The organism is Pseudomonas agarici (assembly GCF_001543125.1).
GTDB lineage: Bacteria > Pseudomonadota > Gammaproteobacteria > Pseudomonadales > Pseudomonadaceae > Aquipseudomonas > Aquipseudomonas agarici.
Genome location: NZ_CP014135.1, coordinates 5,369,650 through 5,384,951 on the forward strand (window position 1 = coordinate 5,369,650; position 15,302 = coordinate 5,384,951).

Consider the following 15,302-nt stretch of genomic DNA (forward strand, 5'->3'; position numbering starts at 1 on the left):
TATGGTTAATCCGTTTTGTTGTGTTATATATAGCCGTAACAAAATATTTCTGCAACAGCTAAATGCTCTTTTTGAAGCAATCGATCTCAGTGGCACGACGCCTTGTGAATCGACTAACGACCTATTGATTTGGAAAACAAATAATAGCTATGAGCAAAATGACCTCCTTGATCAGCGCAGCCGCGGTTCAAGATCAGCACGATCTTGATATCTTTATTTCGCTGCCTGGCAAGCTGTACAACAATGACCCTTGTTGGATTGAGCCGCTGCACCTCGAACGACGCGAACATCTGTCAAAAAAAAACCCGACCTCTGAACACATCACCTGGCAAGCTTGGATCGCAACACGCGGAGGCGTGCCTGTGGGTCGTATCCTCGCTCAGATCGATACCTTGCACCAAGAACTTCACGGTATGGACACCGGCCATTTCGGTATGCTGGATGCAATTGACGATCCTGAGGTATTTCGCACTCTAGTGACCACCGCCGAAGCATGGTTGTGCGCGCGCGGGGTTAAGCAGATAACCGGCCCGTTCAGCATGAATATCAACCAAGAGAGCGGCTTGCTGGTTGATGGGTTTGATACGCCTCCCTCGGCCTTCATGAACCATCACCCCCCTTACTACCAACCGCACCTGGATGACCTCGGTTACCGCGAAGCCATCGATCTGCTGGCTTACTGGATGCGTACCGACGAGCTGAATTTTCCCGCGCCGCTTCAGGAGATGATGAATCGCGAACGCTCGCGGATTCGCATCAGAGTGCTAGACCGGTCGAAATTCGCCGAAGAGATGCAAACGCTGCGCGATATTTTCAACGACGCCTGGGCCAAGAACTGGGGGTTTGTGCCGTTCACTAAAAGAGATTTCGGGGACATGGGCGAACAGATGAAATTTCTGGTGCCAAGCGATCTCATCTACATCGCTGAGATCGACAATGAACCCTGCGCGTTTATCGTGGCCATGCCGAACATCAATGAAGCAATCGCCCCCCTCAAGGGCAAGCTTTTGCCTTTTGGCTGGCTTCGGTTGCTTTGGACATTGAAGGTCAGAGGGACTCGAACAGCGCGAGTACCCTTGATGGGCGTCAGGCAACGTTATCAGTTTACCAGGCAGGGACCGGTACTGGCGTTACTGCTGATTGAGGCACTCAAAGCCCCCTTTATCAGACACAAACTCGATGCCTTGGAAATGTCGTGGATTCTTGAAACGAACACGGGTATGCGCACGATTCTTGAACGCATTGGTGCAACCGCCTACAAACGGTATCGACTCTATGAAAAACGCATCTGAGCCAGTGCGCTTTTCAGCGCTTGTATTGGCGGGTGATCGGCAACCCAATGACCCTGTGGCGGCACTGGGCGGCCTGGGGTGCAAGGCACTCACGAAAGTTCAAGGCATTCCGATGCTACACCGCGTATTGGCTGCCCTGAGAGCAAGTGATCGCGTGACCGATATTACCTTGGTCGGTCCTTCGCGCCGGGCTTTAGATAACGATCAGCGCCTGCATACGTTATTGGGACGCGGAGAAATTTTCGCCCTGGAACCGGCTCTCACACCTAGCGCCAGCACGCTACTGGGGTTACGGCACGTCAAAACCCGTCCGGTCTTCGTCACGACCGCCGACCATGCTCTTCTGCGCCCGGAAATCGTTGATTATTTCCTTGATCGTTCGCGCAACAGCGGTTGCGATGTCTGTGTCGCGGTCACGCCGCTGGGAACGGTAATGACGATGTTTCCAGGACATCGTCGCACCGCCATCAAACTCAAGGGCGGCCCCTATTGTGGCAGCAACATGTTTGCATTCATGACACCGCAAAGCGAGAAGCTCGCTGCATTCTGGCGATCTGTCGAAGAGCAGCGCAAAAATCCGAGAAAAGTGATCGCAAGTGCCTTGGGGTTGATCGCCACCTTGAAATATCTCATGGGAACACTATCGCTCGAACAGGCCATGCAGCGAATCTCATCGACGGTCGGATTGAAGATCGGTGCCGTTGTCATGCCGTTTGCCGAAGCCGCCGTGGATATCGACTCCATTAGCGATCACGCACTCGTGGAACGTTTTTTATTGGACAGAGCGTTGACCTGAGAGCCCCTGAATCGACCTTCAGGCCAACGCCTCGTGCGCCATGACATCGGACACGTTCGACTCCATGGCACACGAGACACGGTACACAACATCAACTTAGAGCAACGCCTGACCACAAGGCCCCTACATGCTTTTGATCGAGCGCTACATCATTGCCGAAATTCGTCGCCCTGTATCGATCATGGTGGGCATTCTGACGTTTGTATTTGCCAGCTACTCAGCGCAACGCTACCTGACACAAGCGGCCAATGGCACCCTGGCGCTGCAATCGGTGATCGACATTGTGATCTACAAGGTCATCATCGCCCTCGAAATGCTGGTGCCGGTTGCCTTGTACGCCTCGGTAGCCATCGCCATGGGCAGGCTGTACCACGACTCGGAGATCACCGCCATTCGGGCTTCTGGCGCGAGCCCTTTACGTCTGTATCGCGCCATCGCGCTGATCTCTATTCCGATCGCCATCGCCGTGACAATACTGTCGGTCTACGGTCGCCCCTGGGCGTATACCCAGGCCTATCGGCTGGAGCAGGAGTCCAAGACTGATCTGGACGTGAACCATCTGCAGTCTCAACGGTTCAACCTCAACCCCGACAACGGTCGAATGATTCTCGCCGAACAAGTTGACCATGATTCAGGCAATCTGAAAAACGCGCTCATCTACGACCCCGGTGAAGGGAAGACGCGGATCTTTCGCTCCCATCTGGCGAGGGTGGTCGACGCGAATCCGGATAACCCGGTAATCGCGATGACGACCGGGACATCCTACACATTGCAGCATGCCGGCACGAAGGACATCACGCTCCGTTTCAACACCATGGACCTGCACCTGAATCCTATAGAACCGGAGCCGGACAACAAGCGCAAAGCAACGTCGACGGCGTTGTTGAGCGCCTCTCCCCTGGCAAAGGACAAAGCAGAATTGCAGTGGCGTCAGACGCGCGGCGTCACTGCATTTCTCCTCGCACTACTCGCTGTTCCCTTAAGCCGTAGCGCGCCGCGCAAAGGACGCTTCTCAACCTTGCTCCCCATCAGCATTCTGTTCATCATCATCTTTTATGCTGGCAACATCTGTCGGACGCTGGTGGCCAATGCGACTATCGCGTTGGCCCCCGGCGTCTGGCTGGTGCCGCTGCTTATGGCATTGGGGGTTCTTGCATTCATAGCCCGAGACCTGTCTCTGTTGCGACGGCGCTCGAAATGAAAATAGCGAGCTGGTACCTCATTCGTAATGTCCTCATCGGGTTCGTCGCAGCGGCAGCGCTGCTACTTCCCTTGTTCACCACTTTTGACCTGATCAACGAGCTCGACGATGTGACGTCCGGTGGTTATCGATGGAACCAGGCGCTCCTGGTTGTACTGATGACATTACCCAGACGCGCTGTTGATCTGAGCCCCTTCATTGCGTTGCTGGGAGGCATCGTCGGATTAGGCCAACTGGCGACCACGCAAGAACTGACGGCGATGCGCACGGCCGGCATCTCCATTGTGCGTATTGCGGCCACCACCGTTGTCGCGGGTTTGATTCTCGTCGTCATGATGGGAGCGCTGGATGAATGGGCGGCATCGCCACTGCAGCAGCGCGGAGTACTCCTCAGAAACGAGGCCTTGGCCATCTCAGGCGAGTCCGCAGGCCAAGACGGCAGTATCTGGGCACGGCGAGGCGATGAGGTGGCGCGGATCGGCACGATGTCGCGACACAACACGCCACTTCGTATCGAGATCTTCCGCTACGCCCCAGACATGAGTCTTAAATCTTACGTGTTTGCCGACAGTGCGAACATCCGCCCGGACGGCACCTGGCTGCTCAAGAACGCCCAGATCAAGGAATGGAAACAGACCGATGAAAGCACCAGCCAACAGGAGTACCTCGTGTGGCAGTCGGTGTTTTCAGAACAACGCCTGAGAGAGTTGACCCTGCCCACCGATAGCTTCTCCATCAGGCAGCTTTATCACTACATTCAGTTCCTGGCCGGCTCTGACCAGACGACGGCCGAGTATGAGATGGCAATGTGGCAAAAACTCGGCCGCCCCGTTCTGACCCTGGCAATGATCCTTTTTGCGGTGCCCTTTACCTTCGTTCAACAACGCTCTCCCGGACTAGGCGGACGTCTTGCGATCGGTGCCCTACTGGGCCTGCTGATCTACGTGAGTAATCAGATCATCGCCAATCTTGGCTTGTTGTTCGCCGGCAACGTCATGCTGACCACGCTATTGCCGGCGTTCGTTCTGCTGGGCATTGCCATGATGCTCATACACCGATTCGACCGGGTGAGCCGATGAAAACTCAAGCAGTACCTTCGGTAAATCGGGACGTGTGTTTCGTGCCATCCATCACTCAGGCAGATGATTCGAATGATTGACCCGATAACGTTCCCAAAGCACGTTGGCGTGCTGTTCAATCCCAAGAGCGGGCATGTCAGTCGAAATCTCAAAACGCTGCGCGAACTCGTCTTACAGGTCCCGCAATCAACGGTGATCGAAGCTTCAAGCCCTGCCGAAATAGCGCAGGCGTTGGACATTTTCGACTTGGGGGTGAACGATCTGCTGGTGGTCATTGGCGGAGACGGCAGTCTTCAGGCCGCGCTTACCGCCTCGCTCAGGCGTTCCGTGGAGTTGGCACCCTGCGTTCTGGCACTACCTGCAGGCACCACCAACATGAGCGCGATCGATCTGGGAATGACCATGAAACCGGCTGCCGCGCTCAGAGCGCTGATCAACTGGCTCGCGGGAAATGCACCGCCGCCCCTGATCAGCACTCGATCAGTCCTGCAAGTCTGTGATGCCAGTTGCGCTCCTGCGCAATTCGGTTTGTTTTTTGGCGCCGGGGCGATCCTCAATGGCGTCAGATACTTCCACTCAAAAGTGCGCCCCAAGGGCGTCCGTGGGGCTTTGGGCCCTGCCCTTGCCTTCATCCGCATGCTGCTCTCGTTGTTTCGACGCAATGAGCCAGATGCCGCTCTGGCCACTCAAGCGGGTCTGCAATTGCAGCATCAGTATCTGTATTCCCCTTGGCTACTGATCCTCGCCACCACCCTGGATAAGCTTTTACTCAAGAGCACGCCCTACTGGGGAGTTGAGCATGCACCGATGCATTTCACCGCGATCGCCCATCGTGCACCGCGTCTTCTTTCATCCCTGCCCTTCCTCTTGCGTGGCAAATCCAATGCTGCCATGCAAGACAGTGACGCTTATGTCAGCCAGAATCTGACTCACGCCGCTATTCATGATTTGAGCGAATACCTGTTAGACGGGGAGGTCTTTGCGACCCAAAGCCCGTTACGTCTGTCAGCAGATGTCAGCGCTCGGTTCATCCTCTTTGATGTCGAGCCAAGTCATGCATAGCACACAGTTGATCGAGCCCGCGCCGGCATTGCTGCAAAGCGTAAGCCAGGAGAGCTCGCGCCCGGTAGCATCGGATCTGCAGACGATTACGCAAACGTTACACGCACGATTCGGCACGGCCATGGTGGCGCTGCTGTTCTATGGTTCATGTCTTCGTGGGGGTAATCTGCGAGATGGCCTGGTCGATCTCTATGTGCTTGTGGATGATTACGCCAGCGCACACATGGGTCTGGCGTCCAGATTAGCCAGTAGGTGTCTGGCGCCCACCGTCTTCCTGCTCAAGTCTCCCGCACCAGGGGGCGGGTTCTTGCGCGCAAAGTGCGCGCTGATAACCCTGAAAGATTTTGAAAAAGGAACATCGACCTGGTTTCAAAGCTATCTGTGGAGTAGGTTTTCACAACCCTCAAGGCTGGTGTATTACCATGACGACATTGTCAGATCACGCATCCATCATGCGTTGAGCCAGGCTGTGATTCGAATGGTGTCCGAAGTCGTCCCCGTTGTGCACTCAACCATTTCAAGCACTGAACTCTGGGAGCAGGCCTTGTCGCTAACCTATGCGACCGAATTGCGACCCGAGAAACTGAGTCGATCGAAAGAGATCGTCGGAGCCAACGCCGAGTATTTTATTCAAATGACACGCGGGGCCGTTGCGTCGATACCTGATCTGAGCTTGGTCGAGGATGGAAGGGAAGTGCTCGTGTACCGAGGCGATGCATCGGCAAGACACGCTTCCCGCTGGAAATGGAAAGTCAGACGCCTACAAGGTCGCACGCTGAATATTTTGCGACTGATCAAAGCCTTGTTCACATTTGAAGGGGCGGTCGACTACGCCCTCTGGAAGCTTGAAAGACATCTGGGCGAACCGGTCAAAATCAGCCCCTATCTACACCGTTATCCGCTGATTTTCTGCTGGCCTTTATTGTGGCGGTTGCTGCGTAGTCGCCGTCTTCGCTGAACACCACAATGAAGTTACGCCGAGGCTCAGATGTTTAATCTTTGATAAACACGCAAAACGGCTGTGTCAACAGCCGTTTTTTAGTATCAGCGATGAATCAAAAGATACTTAGAGGATATTCAATTATGAGTCGAACTTCGTCAATCTTGCCACCGCGGTCGGAGCTTCGGTAGCTCGCATTTCGCAAACGGAAACTGAGATTCTTAGTTGTCCCCTCTTGCACCACGTATTTGGTATCAATGTCCCGCTCCCACGCATGGCCGTTGTTCGTCGCCGCCGTGTCGAAGCCATATCCTTTTACATAACGAGTCATGAATGACAAACCGGGAACCCCATAAGATGCCAGGTTCAAATCATAACGTGCTTGCCAAGATTTCTCATCTTGATAGTTAAAATCGCTATACTGCACAGAGTTAGCAACATATACGGTACTCAAGCCATCGATGCCGTAAGCATAATCACCACGCCCGGATACCTGTTGGCGAGAAATCATAAAACGATGTGCACCTAAAGTATAAGCAGCTGCCAAACTCCAGATGCGGTTATTCAGCTCACCAGCCCGCTCATCACCAACACTATTGGAGTCATAAATATTAAAATCAAAGTTAAAAGATTGGACTTTAGTCAGCGGCAAATTATAGTTCAAATTACCGTAGTATTTACGCCAATAATCATCGACCTTTTGATAAAATAAACTACTGGACCACTGATCGTTAAACTTGTAGACACCACCCAGGTAATCGAGACTAGTCAGCCTGGCGCTATCCGTCTTACTATCATTACGATTATTGAGACCGGTGAAATGCCCGGTCGACAAGGTCAGATTTTTTATTTCATTACTAGTTACTGCCAAACCCGTTGCTGATTCTGGTAACAAGCGTGCGTCCGATGTCGACAAAATTGGCAGTGACATAAACTGGTTGCCGTATTTCAATACACTGTTTGAAAACTGCACTTTAAGCGCGCCACCCAATTTTGAATATTCGTCTTTCGCTCCGTCTTTATCTTGCTCCAACAACCCGGTTCCACCACCCTTGCGGCCATCACCCGTATCTAGCTTCAAACCGAGTTGGCCGATCACATCGACACCAAAACCGACCGTCCCCTGAGTGAAGCCTGACTGATAAGTGCCGATAAAGCCCTGACCCCACTCCTCCCCATAACTCTGCGGAGCCTTAGATTGTCGAAAGTCTCGATTCATGTACATATTTCGAACATTGATTACTGCCTTTGAATCCTCGACAAATCCCTTCGCATCCGATTGCTGGCTGGCGAATCCCGACTCAACGGGCATTACCAACATCAAAGCGACTACGTGTATTATTTTTATGCGCATAGTGTGCTCCATTAAAAGCCAATACTCAGCTTCGATGGCGGAGTTAATTATTATTGTGATACGCGCAGCAAAAGCCGCTCGCCCACAGCTACTAGTTATTATTGTGAAGCTGTTTGACGCATGGACCTAATTCAGAAAGCAGCTCAACATTACCGCAACAGCCCTGATTACGGGCGCCGCAGCCAGGCCAAGTAATTCTTAAATAGATACACAGCACCTTTTTATAACATTCAAATTTCAAGAGCCAATCATTATATCACCATCGACTATTACCATTAGCAATACCCAGCAACATCGAAAAACAGATTGGCAACATCAAAATTAAAAGCGCGGAGAGCAGCGATAGCGAGTAGGCTCGCTATCGCTTCGAGGGGAAGAAATTTTATGTGGTGATGGCGCTACTCAAAAATTTCTTTAGACGATTCACGCAAGCATTTGATAAAATTTTTACACGCAGGATTGACATCTTTATCAGCCCGTATTGAAAACCCGACCTCACCAAAATTAGCCGTCGTCGTCATATCCAGAATAACCAACAAACCTGTTTTTACAAATTGCAGTGCCGCCGCTCGAGGCATCAATGCAATCATGTCGGTCTCCAACAGCAATCCTATGTTGGTCAAAATAGAAAGAGAATTAACATGATGAGCCGGAAAGCCTAAGCCGGAGTCGCGGAAAAATTTCTCCACGGCATTGTACGAAGGCGATTCATGAAGGGGAAAAATCCACTCTTCATCCATCAATTCGCCTATGTTCAACCCTTTTCGCTCTGCCAAGACGTGCCCCTTACCCACGACAGCACAGAAAGACTCATTAAATAAAACTTCATGCTTGAGCGGAAAAGCATGGGTCAAAGGCAACTCTTGTTCTGGGAGGAGCCCGACAACGATATCAAGATCCCCGGTAGCCAGGGAAGGAAACATCTGCGCTGTTGTTCCTTCTCGAATCGTAACCACCACCCCCGGCGTCGCCTTACGCAGCTTTACGATAGCCCGAGGCAGAAGTTTTGCTGAAGCAGAGATAAGAGTGCCCACGATCACATGCCCTGCCTCTCCGGTGCGAAAAGCATTAACCTCTTCAGTCATGTAGCGGGCTTCAGCGATCAACGACTTGACACGGCGACCGAGCATGACGCCGAACTCTGTAGGTGTTACACCGCGATTGGAGCGCTCAAACAACGGTGCGCCAAAAAATGACTCGAGGTCATAAATAGCCTTGGTGATGGCAGGCTGGGTTAACCCCATCGAATTCGCCGCTCTTACAAACGATCCAGATTCCAACACCAACTCAAATATCATGAGTTGGTTGAATTTTAGCTTTCGGCTCAGCGTGATTGTCGATATGGGTGAAGTCTCCATAACACTCCTTAACACAAAATCAGTGCCAACATCGAAGGCCCCCTAAATTTAGCTTAGCACGAAATCGCGAAAAAACAGCCACGCTGAAAAAAGACCAATCTATTCCGGCAGGATGCCTGCCTCCAACGCGCAATCATAGAATAATCGATCCTGGCCAACACACCACAAATAACAGAACTCGTCTAAAAAACTTAAACAGCGTTGCGAACAGCAAAATCTGCCTATGTCTTATATCAGCTAAATTATTGCAAACACTGTGAATTGGCAGGATGGTAAAATATTCAGATATTGATATTAAAAAACTTTCTGGCATTTTCCGACATGATTTTGTTCTTGGCACGCTGGTCAAAATCACTGTTCAAAATCAAGTCACCAATCTTCTGTTCGCCAAGCGGAAACGGATAGTCAGACCCGAGCATCACCCGATCCTCGCCCATTACGCCTACCAGCAACTCAAGCGCACCTGGATTAAAGACCGCGCTGTCAACAAAGAAACGATCGACATATTCAGAGGGTAGTCGAGGGCAATCCTCGCGCACGATATCACGGTGTCGCCAAGCGTTATCTACTCGCCCAAGCAGAAAGGCAAAACTGCCGCCACCATGTCCAAAACAGATCTTGAGTGTTTTGGGGATTCGCTCAAATGCCCCCGACAAGATCAAGGAGAGGATAGCCAGTTGGGTTTCCGCGGGCATGGCTACCAACCACGGCAGCATCCATTTTTTCATTCTCTGCCCACCCATCATGTCCCATGGATGAACAAGAATTGGAATATTTTCATTGGCACAATGTGTCAAGAAAGATTCAAGTGTCGCATCGTCCAGATCTTTGTCGCCTAAATGGTTACCGATTTGTATCCCTAAGTGTCCGGTACTCATTGCGCGACTCGCCTCCTTGCATGCCAGATCAAGATCTTGCAGCGGTACTTGCGCGAGGACTTTAATACGTCGAGGGTTATGCTCGGCAAATTCCAGAGCAAAATCATTCATTCGCTCCGACCATTGCGCGGCCTTATTAGCCTCCCATGTATAGCCGAACATCACAGGAGTAGCACAGGTCACCTGCACATCCACGCCCTGGGCGTCCATTTCCTCAATTCGAAAAGCTGGATCCCACAGGGCTTGATAGACAGGGCGAAAATTGTTTCTTCCCATCATGATCGAGCCCGTGTCACCTTTGGCGCTGACTTGCAACCACGGTGCATGATCGGCATCGAACTTTGCGGCCTCTTGCTCCGAGATACGGGGGAAGAAGTGGGAGTGCATATCGATTTTCATGCGTTATCTCCCCGTGCGACAGTTTTCAGCGCCGCCTTTGCGGGATGGACCTGACCACATTGAGAACACTTGCGCAAATCGATGTTATTATAAAAGACATCAAATAATGGCGGCAAATCGCTGACAATACTTTTGAGCTGAACCTCAACCCGATAAACCAGGCTATTGCAGTTCAGGCAATACCACTCAAAACCGTCAATAACACCTTCGGGGCGCTGGCGCTCAATGACCATGCAGCGGCTTGCTGGTTCTGGACGTTGCGGTGAATGCCGCAAATGAGGAGGCAGTAAAAAGATGTCACCTTCTTTCAGTTCAATACGATCCAGTTGACCACGATCCATGATGTTCAAGTAAGCGTTGCCCTTGAACTGATAGAAAAATTCCTCCATCGGATCATCATGGAAATCAGTACGAAAGTTTGGCCCACCCACAACCGTGACAATAAAATCGGAATCTTGCCAAACCTGTTGATTCCCCACAGGTGGTTTCAACAAATCGGAATGGTCATCGAGCCAGCGTTGAAAATTCAATGGTTTGCCATATGTCAACATCATCAACTCCCCTCTTTTGACAACGGTTTATAGGCAACTGCTTTTATTTCGATAAGCAGATGTGGATGGGGCAACTGGTGTACGGCTACCGTTGTACGAGTGGGTCCTTCGTAGTCAAAATATGTGCCGTAAACTTCGTTATAACCCGCGAAATCATTCATGTTAACCAAGAAGGTCGATATCTCAACCACATCGTCCAGGGTTGCTCCAACACTGGCGAGAATGTCCCGAATGTTTTCGATAACCGCGCGGGTTTGCGCCACGATATCGAGGCGCGTGGTGCCCATCTCATCCACCTCGACGCCAACCAGTGAATTGTCCGGACGCCGGGAGCTGGTGCCTGAAACAAAGAGAAAATCACCCGCGCGCTTGATGTGGGGAAACTTTCCTCGTGGCAAGGCTTTGCCTTCCACCAATTTTGCCTCAGTACTCATGCTGGTGCCCTCGTGTAAAACTCAACTCGCCCCAAACCACTGACTTCAGCGCTGATATGGGTACCGGGCGTCAATGCTTGGGCGGCAGTGGCCGCACCCGCCATGATCAGCGATCCGGCCGGAAGGACCATTTGCGCACGAGCAGCCAGGCGCGAAGCCTGAACGACACTGCGCAGCGGATTGCCGAGAATGGCACCGGTACTGCCGATCTGCTGGGCCATCCCATTGAAACGCAACGCCACCCCAAGGTTCGCCAGGTTTGTGACGTCGCTCGACATGGCGCCGACGACCAAGCCTGCGGAGGAGCAGTTATCGGCCACTACATCTTCCAGGGTGAACTTGAAATTACGGTAGCGGGAATCAATGATCTCAATCGCCGGGGCAACGCCCTCAAGATAGGAACTGGCTTCCAGTAATGTCAGCGGACGATCGATGTCGCGCTTGGTCAAAAAGCACACTTCTGGTTCAGCCCGAGGATGAATGAAGTCAGCCAGATCAATGACCGCACCTTCCTCATACAGCATCGCGTCGGTCAGCAACCCCCAAATAAGGCTATCGACCCCCATCTGGATCATCTTCGCCCGGCTGGTAAACCCCAGTTTGATTCCCACCGGGCGCTCGCCCCGCGCATGACGCAAGGCAATGGACGCCCTTTGAATCAAATAGGCATCGTCCAAATTAAAACCGTGGGTTGGAGTCAATGGATCGACTTCCTCGTGGAGTCTCGCCGCGTTATCAAGCACGGTCGAAATGGCGTGGATATCCAGCGTACTCATACCTTGCCCCTCGTTTGATTCAACAAATCCAACGCGACGTCGACGATCATGTCTTCCTGGCCGCCCACCATTCGCCGCCTTCCCAACTCAACCAAAATATCGACAGCCGGCACGCCATAACGTACCGAGGCTGCTTCGGCATGACGCAAGAAACTCGAATAAACGCCGGCATATCCCAGGGCAAGAGTTTCGCGATCCACGCGTACTGGACGATCTTGCAATGGGCGCACCAAATCGTCGGCGGCATCCATCAACGTGAACAACTCGGTACCGTGGTTCCAGCCCAGCTTTTCGATAGCCGCAATGAACACTTCCAGCGGTGCATTGCCGGCGCCAGCGCCCATACCCGCCAAGGAGGCATCGATGCGATCACAACCGTTTTCCACCGCGACGATCGAATTGGCGACCCCCAGCGACAAGTTATGGTGCGCATGCATACCGGTTTGCGTCGAAGAGTCGAGTACGTCCTTAAACGCCTGGAAGCGCTCAGCAATACCTTGCATCGTAAGCGCACCGCCCGAGTCCACCACGTACACACATTGCGCACCGTAGCTTTCCATCAGTTTTGCCTGCTCGGCGAGTTGTCGGGGCGTCGCCATGTGCGACATCATCAAGAAGCCGACGGTATCCATGCCCAACTTGCGAGCGTGTTCGATGTGTTGCCGGGAGATGTCGGCTTCAGTGCAGTGCGTCGCGACTCTGACAGTGCGTACACCCGCCTTGAAAGCCGCATCCAGGTCGTGCAGGGTGCCAATACCCGGCAGCAGCAACGTGGCGAGTTTGGCGTGTTCGAGTACCGAAGCAGTGGCTTCGATCCACTCCAAGTCACTGTGGGCACCAAAACCGTAGTTGAAGCTGGAACCGGCAAGCCCATCGCCGTGGGCCACCTCGATGCTGTCGACGTTGGCTGCGTCGAGAGCCTTGGCAATCGCTATCACTTGATCCAACGTATACTGATGACGGATAGCGTGCATGCCATCGCGCAGAGTAACGTCCTGGATGAATATCTTCTTGGTGTTATTCATGGTTATTCCCCTGCCCTACCGCCAGCATTCTTGCAGCCATCTGGTCGGCGGCGGCGAGCGCGGCTGACGTCATGATGTCGAGATTGCCTGCATAAGCGGGTAAGTAATGCGCCGCGCCCTCAACTTCGAGAAACACAGACACCTTGATTCCCGACACCCGGCCAACCCCCGGAATGTTGATCGGTCGATCGGCCGGGATCGTATCGAACTGCACATCCTGCTTCATCCGATAACCCGGTACGTAGGCCGCCACTCCTTTGACCATTTGCTCGATCGATTGACGGATCGCGTCGGTATCAGCATCGGCTTCGGCTAGACATAAAACGGTATCGCGCATCATCAACGGCGGCTCGGCCGGGTTAAGCACGATGATCGCCTTGCCATGCCCGGCACCACCCACGCTGACAATGGCTTGCGAGGTGGTTTCGGTGAACTCATCGATATTGGCGCGAGTACCGGGGCCGGCGGACTTACTGGCAATCGAGGCGATGATTTCCGCATAGCGAACCCGTGACACCCGCGATACCGCACGCACGATAGGAATCGTCGCCTGGCCACCGCAGGTCACCATGTTGATGTTTGGGCTCGACAAGTGATCGGCCAGATTGACCACCGGGATCACATACGGGCCTATGGCCGCCGGGGTTAGATCGATGACCTTAATGCCGTGCTGCTGAAGAACTTCGTTGTGCTTGGCATGAGCGCCAGCCGAGGTCGCGTCAAACACGATACGAATCCGCTCGAAGCCCGGCAGGTTGACCAAACCCGTGATGCCTTCATGCGTGGTCGCAACGCCCATGCGCGCGGCACGCGCCAAACCATCGGAAGCCGCATCGATCCCAACCATCGCCCCCATCGCCAGGTGCTTGGAATTGCGCAGTACCTTGATCATCAAATCGGTGCCGATGTTGCCGGACCCAATGATCGCAACGTTCAGTCGAGTGTTCTGATCCACGTTCGATTACTCCTTCGCACGGGCGAAGGAGGCGCGCACGCGACCCAGCCCTTGGATATTGGCTTCGAAACTATCGCCAGGGGCGGCGGCAATCATCGGACCGAGCGCGCCGGTCATGATGATGTCTCCGGGTTGCAGCGGCTGACCCAGGCGGACCATGGTGTCAGCCAGCCATATCGCTGCCAGCAGTGGGTTGCCCATGCAAGCGGCCCCCATACCCACGCTGACTTGATCGCCACGCCGCTCCATCAGCATTCCACAGCCGACAACATCGAACGCATCCAATTTCACCGGTCGCGAGCCCAGCACGAACAAGCCGCTGGAAGCGTTGTCAGCAATGGTGTCAGCGAGCTTGATGTCCCAGTTAGCCACGCGACTGCCGACAATCTCGATCGCGGGAAGCGCGAAGGCGGTGGCGCGGAGGATATCGGCTATGGTGTGTTTTTCATGCTCCAATGGCTGCTCGATCACCAGCGCGATTTCCGCTTCGACCTTTGCCTGCAGCACCCGGCCGAAGGCGACATCCTCACCATCGGCCAGGCACATGTCGGCGAACAGCATGCCGAAGTCAGGCTGATCAACACCCAACTGCTGCTGGACAACCTTGGAGGTGAGACCTATTTTGCGACCGACCTGACGGCGGCCTTCTTTGAGCCAGCGCGCCGTATTGAGTTGTTGCACCGCGTATGCCAGTTCAACATTGTCAGCGCCGATCAAATCGCGCACAGGCTCACAGGGAATTGCATCCACCTGCGCCTGCCATAACCGGGCCGCGGCGAGTTCGATATTATGGTTCATGGCTTCTCGATCACTGTGATGATTTAACGAAAGAAAACTCGATTTCCACACTGGCTCCCAGGGGCAAAGCACTAACGCCGACGCTGGTTCTTGCCGGAGGAAGCTGGCCATGGCTAAAAAATGCTTCCCAGGCGGCATTGATCTGGGCAAACGCATCAAAGCGAGTGGTGTAGATACGAGCGATGAGCAAGTCGTCCAACGTCAATCCGTAATCAGGTAATGCACGGCGCAAATTGTCGAGAATGCGGCTGGCCTGCACCCCAGGATCGCCATCAACCAATTGGCCAGTGGCGGGGTCCAGGGCAATCATTCCAGACACTTGATAAGTGTCGCCAATCGCCACGCAGGGCGAATAATGAAAGCGCGGGGCGGCAATGGCGCTCGATTTCAGGATTTGACGCATA

General features: G+C 53.3%; 16 protein-coding genes. 6 read left to right on the forward strand and 10 right to left on the reverse strand.

The window, feature by feature from the left end:
• The first annotated feature begins 158 nt into the window (after nt 1-158).
• From AWM79_RS23525 to AWM79_RS23550, 6 genes are all read left to right on the forward strand, one after another.
• A complete protein-coding gene (locus AWM79_RS23525) occupies nt 159-1,292 on the forward strand; it encodes an N-acetyltransferase (RefSeq protein WP_167375443.1) in 1,134 nt (377 codons plus the stop codon).
• Nucleotides 1,276-2,088 carry a nucleotidyltransferase family protein gene (locus AWM79_RS23530; protein ID WP_026013457.1) on the forward strand — a complete coding sequence of 271 codons (813 nt, stop codon included), beginning with the start codon at nt 1,276-1,278 and terminating at the stop codon, nt 2,086-2,088. The genes AWM79_RS23525 and AWM79_RS23530 overlap by 17 nt, the downstream gene beginning before the upstream one ends.
• Nucleotides 2,089-2,215: 127 nt before the next feature.
• On the forward strand, nt 2,216-3,289 hold the full coding sequence (gene lptF / locus AWM79_RS23535) for an LPS export ABC transporter permease LptF (RefSeq protein WP_017134313.1): 1,074 nt from the start codon (nt 2,216-2,218) through the stop codon (nt 3,287-3,289).
• Entirely contained in the window at nt 3,286-4,368 is a 1,083-nt protein-coding gene (gene lptG, locus AWM79_RS23540) for an LPS export ABC transporter permease LptG (protein WP_017134314.1), read from the forward strand. Before lptF ends, lptG begins: the two co-directional genes overlap by 4 nt.
• Before the next feature lie 72 nt (nt 4,369-4,440).
• Nucleotides 4,441-5,430, forward strand: a complete 990-nt coding sequence (locus AWM79_RS23545) for a diacylglycerol/lipid kinase family protein (RefSeq protein ID WP_017134315.1) — start codon at nt 4,441-4,443, stop codon at nt 5,428-5,430.
• Nucleotides 5,423-6,388, forward strand: coding sequence for a hypothetical protein (locus tag AWM79_RS23550; protein WP_017134316.1), 966 nt, complete (start codon nt 5,423-5,425; stop codon nt 6,386-6,388). The genes AWM79_RS23545 and AWM79_RS23550 overlap by 8 nt, the downstream gene beginning before the upstream one ends.
• Before the next feature lie 97 nt (nt 6,389-6,485).
• Here AWM79_RS23550 and AWM79_RS23555 read toward each other — a convergent pair whose 3' ends face one another.
• From AWM79_RS23555 to AWM79_RS23600, 10 genes are all read right to left on the reverse strand, one after another.
• Entirely contained in the window at nt 6,486-7,724 is a 1,239-nt protein-coding gene (locus AWM79_RS23555) for an OprD family porin (protein WP_017134317.1), read from the reverse strand.
• A gap of 398 nt (nt 7,725-8,122) precedes the next feature.
• Nucleotides 8,123-9,082 carry a LysR family transcriptional regulator gene (locus AWM79_RS23560; protein WP_017134318.1) on the reverse strand — a complete coding sequence of 320 codons (960 nt, stop codon included), beginning with the start codon at nt 9,080-9,082 and terminating at the stop codon, nt 8,123-8,125.
• A 281-nt stretch (nt 9,083-9,363) separates the two neighbouring features.
• The gene (locus tag AWM79_RS23565; RefSeq protein ID WP_017134319.1) at nt 9,364-10,359 is read right to left on the reverse strand and encodes an amidohydrolase family protein; all 996 of its coding nucleotides are present in this window, start codon (nt 10,357-10,359) and stop codon (nt 9,364-9,366) included.
• Entirely contained in the window at nt 10,356-10,913 is a 558-nt protein-coding gene (locus AWM79_RS23570; RefSeq protein WP_017134320.1) for a 3-hydroxyanthranilate 3,4-dioxygenase, read from the reverse strand. Before AWM79_RS23570 ends, AWM79_RS23565 begins: the two co-directional genes overlap by 4 nt.
• The gene (locus AWM79_RS23575) at nt 10,913-11,344 is read right to left on the reverse strand and encodes a RidA family protein (protein WP_017134321.1); all 432 of its coding nucleotides are present in this window, start codon (nt 11,342-11,344) and stop codon (nt 10,913-10,915) included. Before AWM79_RS23575 ends, AWM79_RS23570 begins: the two co-directional genes overlap by 1 nt.
• Complete coding sequence (locus AWM79_RS23580) at nt 11,341-12,120, reverse strand: 2-keto-4-pentenoate hydratase (protein WP_017134322.1); 780 nt, start codon at nt 12,118-12,120, stop codon at nt 11,341-11,343. The genes AWM79_RS23575 and AWM79_RS23580 overlap by 4 nt, the downstream gene beginning before the upstream one ends.
• The gene (dmpG, locus tag AWM79_RS23585) at nt 12,117-13,151 is read right to left on the reverse strand and encodes a 4-hydroxy-2-oxovalerate aldolase (RefSeq protein ID WP_208599960.1); all 1,035 of its coding nucleotides are present in this window, start codon (nt 13,149-13,151) and stop codon (nt 12,117-12,119) included. Before dmpG ends, AWM79_RS23580 begins: the two co-directional genes overlap by 4 nt.
• A complete protein-coding gene (locus AWM79_RS23590; RefSeq protein WP_017134324.1) occupies nt 13,138-14,100 on the reverse strand; it encodes an acetaldehyde dehydrogenase (acetylating) in 963 nt (320 codons plus the stop codon). The genes dmpG and AWM79_RS23590 overlap by 14 nt, the downstream gene beginning before the upstream one ends.
• Before the next feature lie 6 nt (nt 14,101-14,106).
• A complete protein-coding gene (locus AWM79_RS23595; protein WP_017134325.1) occupies nt 14,107-14,898 on the reverse strand; it encodes a 2-keto-4-pentenoate hydratase in 792 nt (263 codons plus the stop codon).
• A 10-nt stretch (nt 14,899-14,908) separates the two neighbouring features.
• Entirely contained in the window at nt 14,909-15,301 is a 393-nt protein-coding gene (locus tag AWM79_RS23600; RefSeq protein ID WP_060783876.1) for a RidA family protein, read from the reverse strand.
• Nucleotide 15,302: the final 1 nt, after the last annotated feature.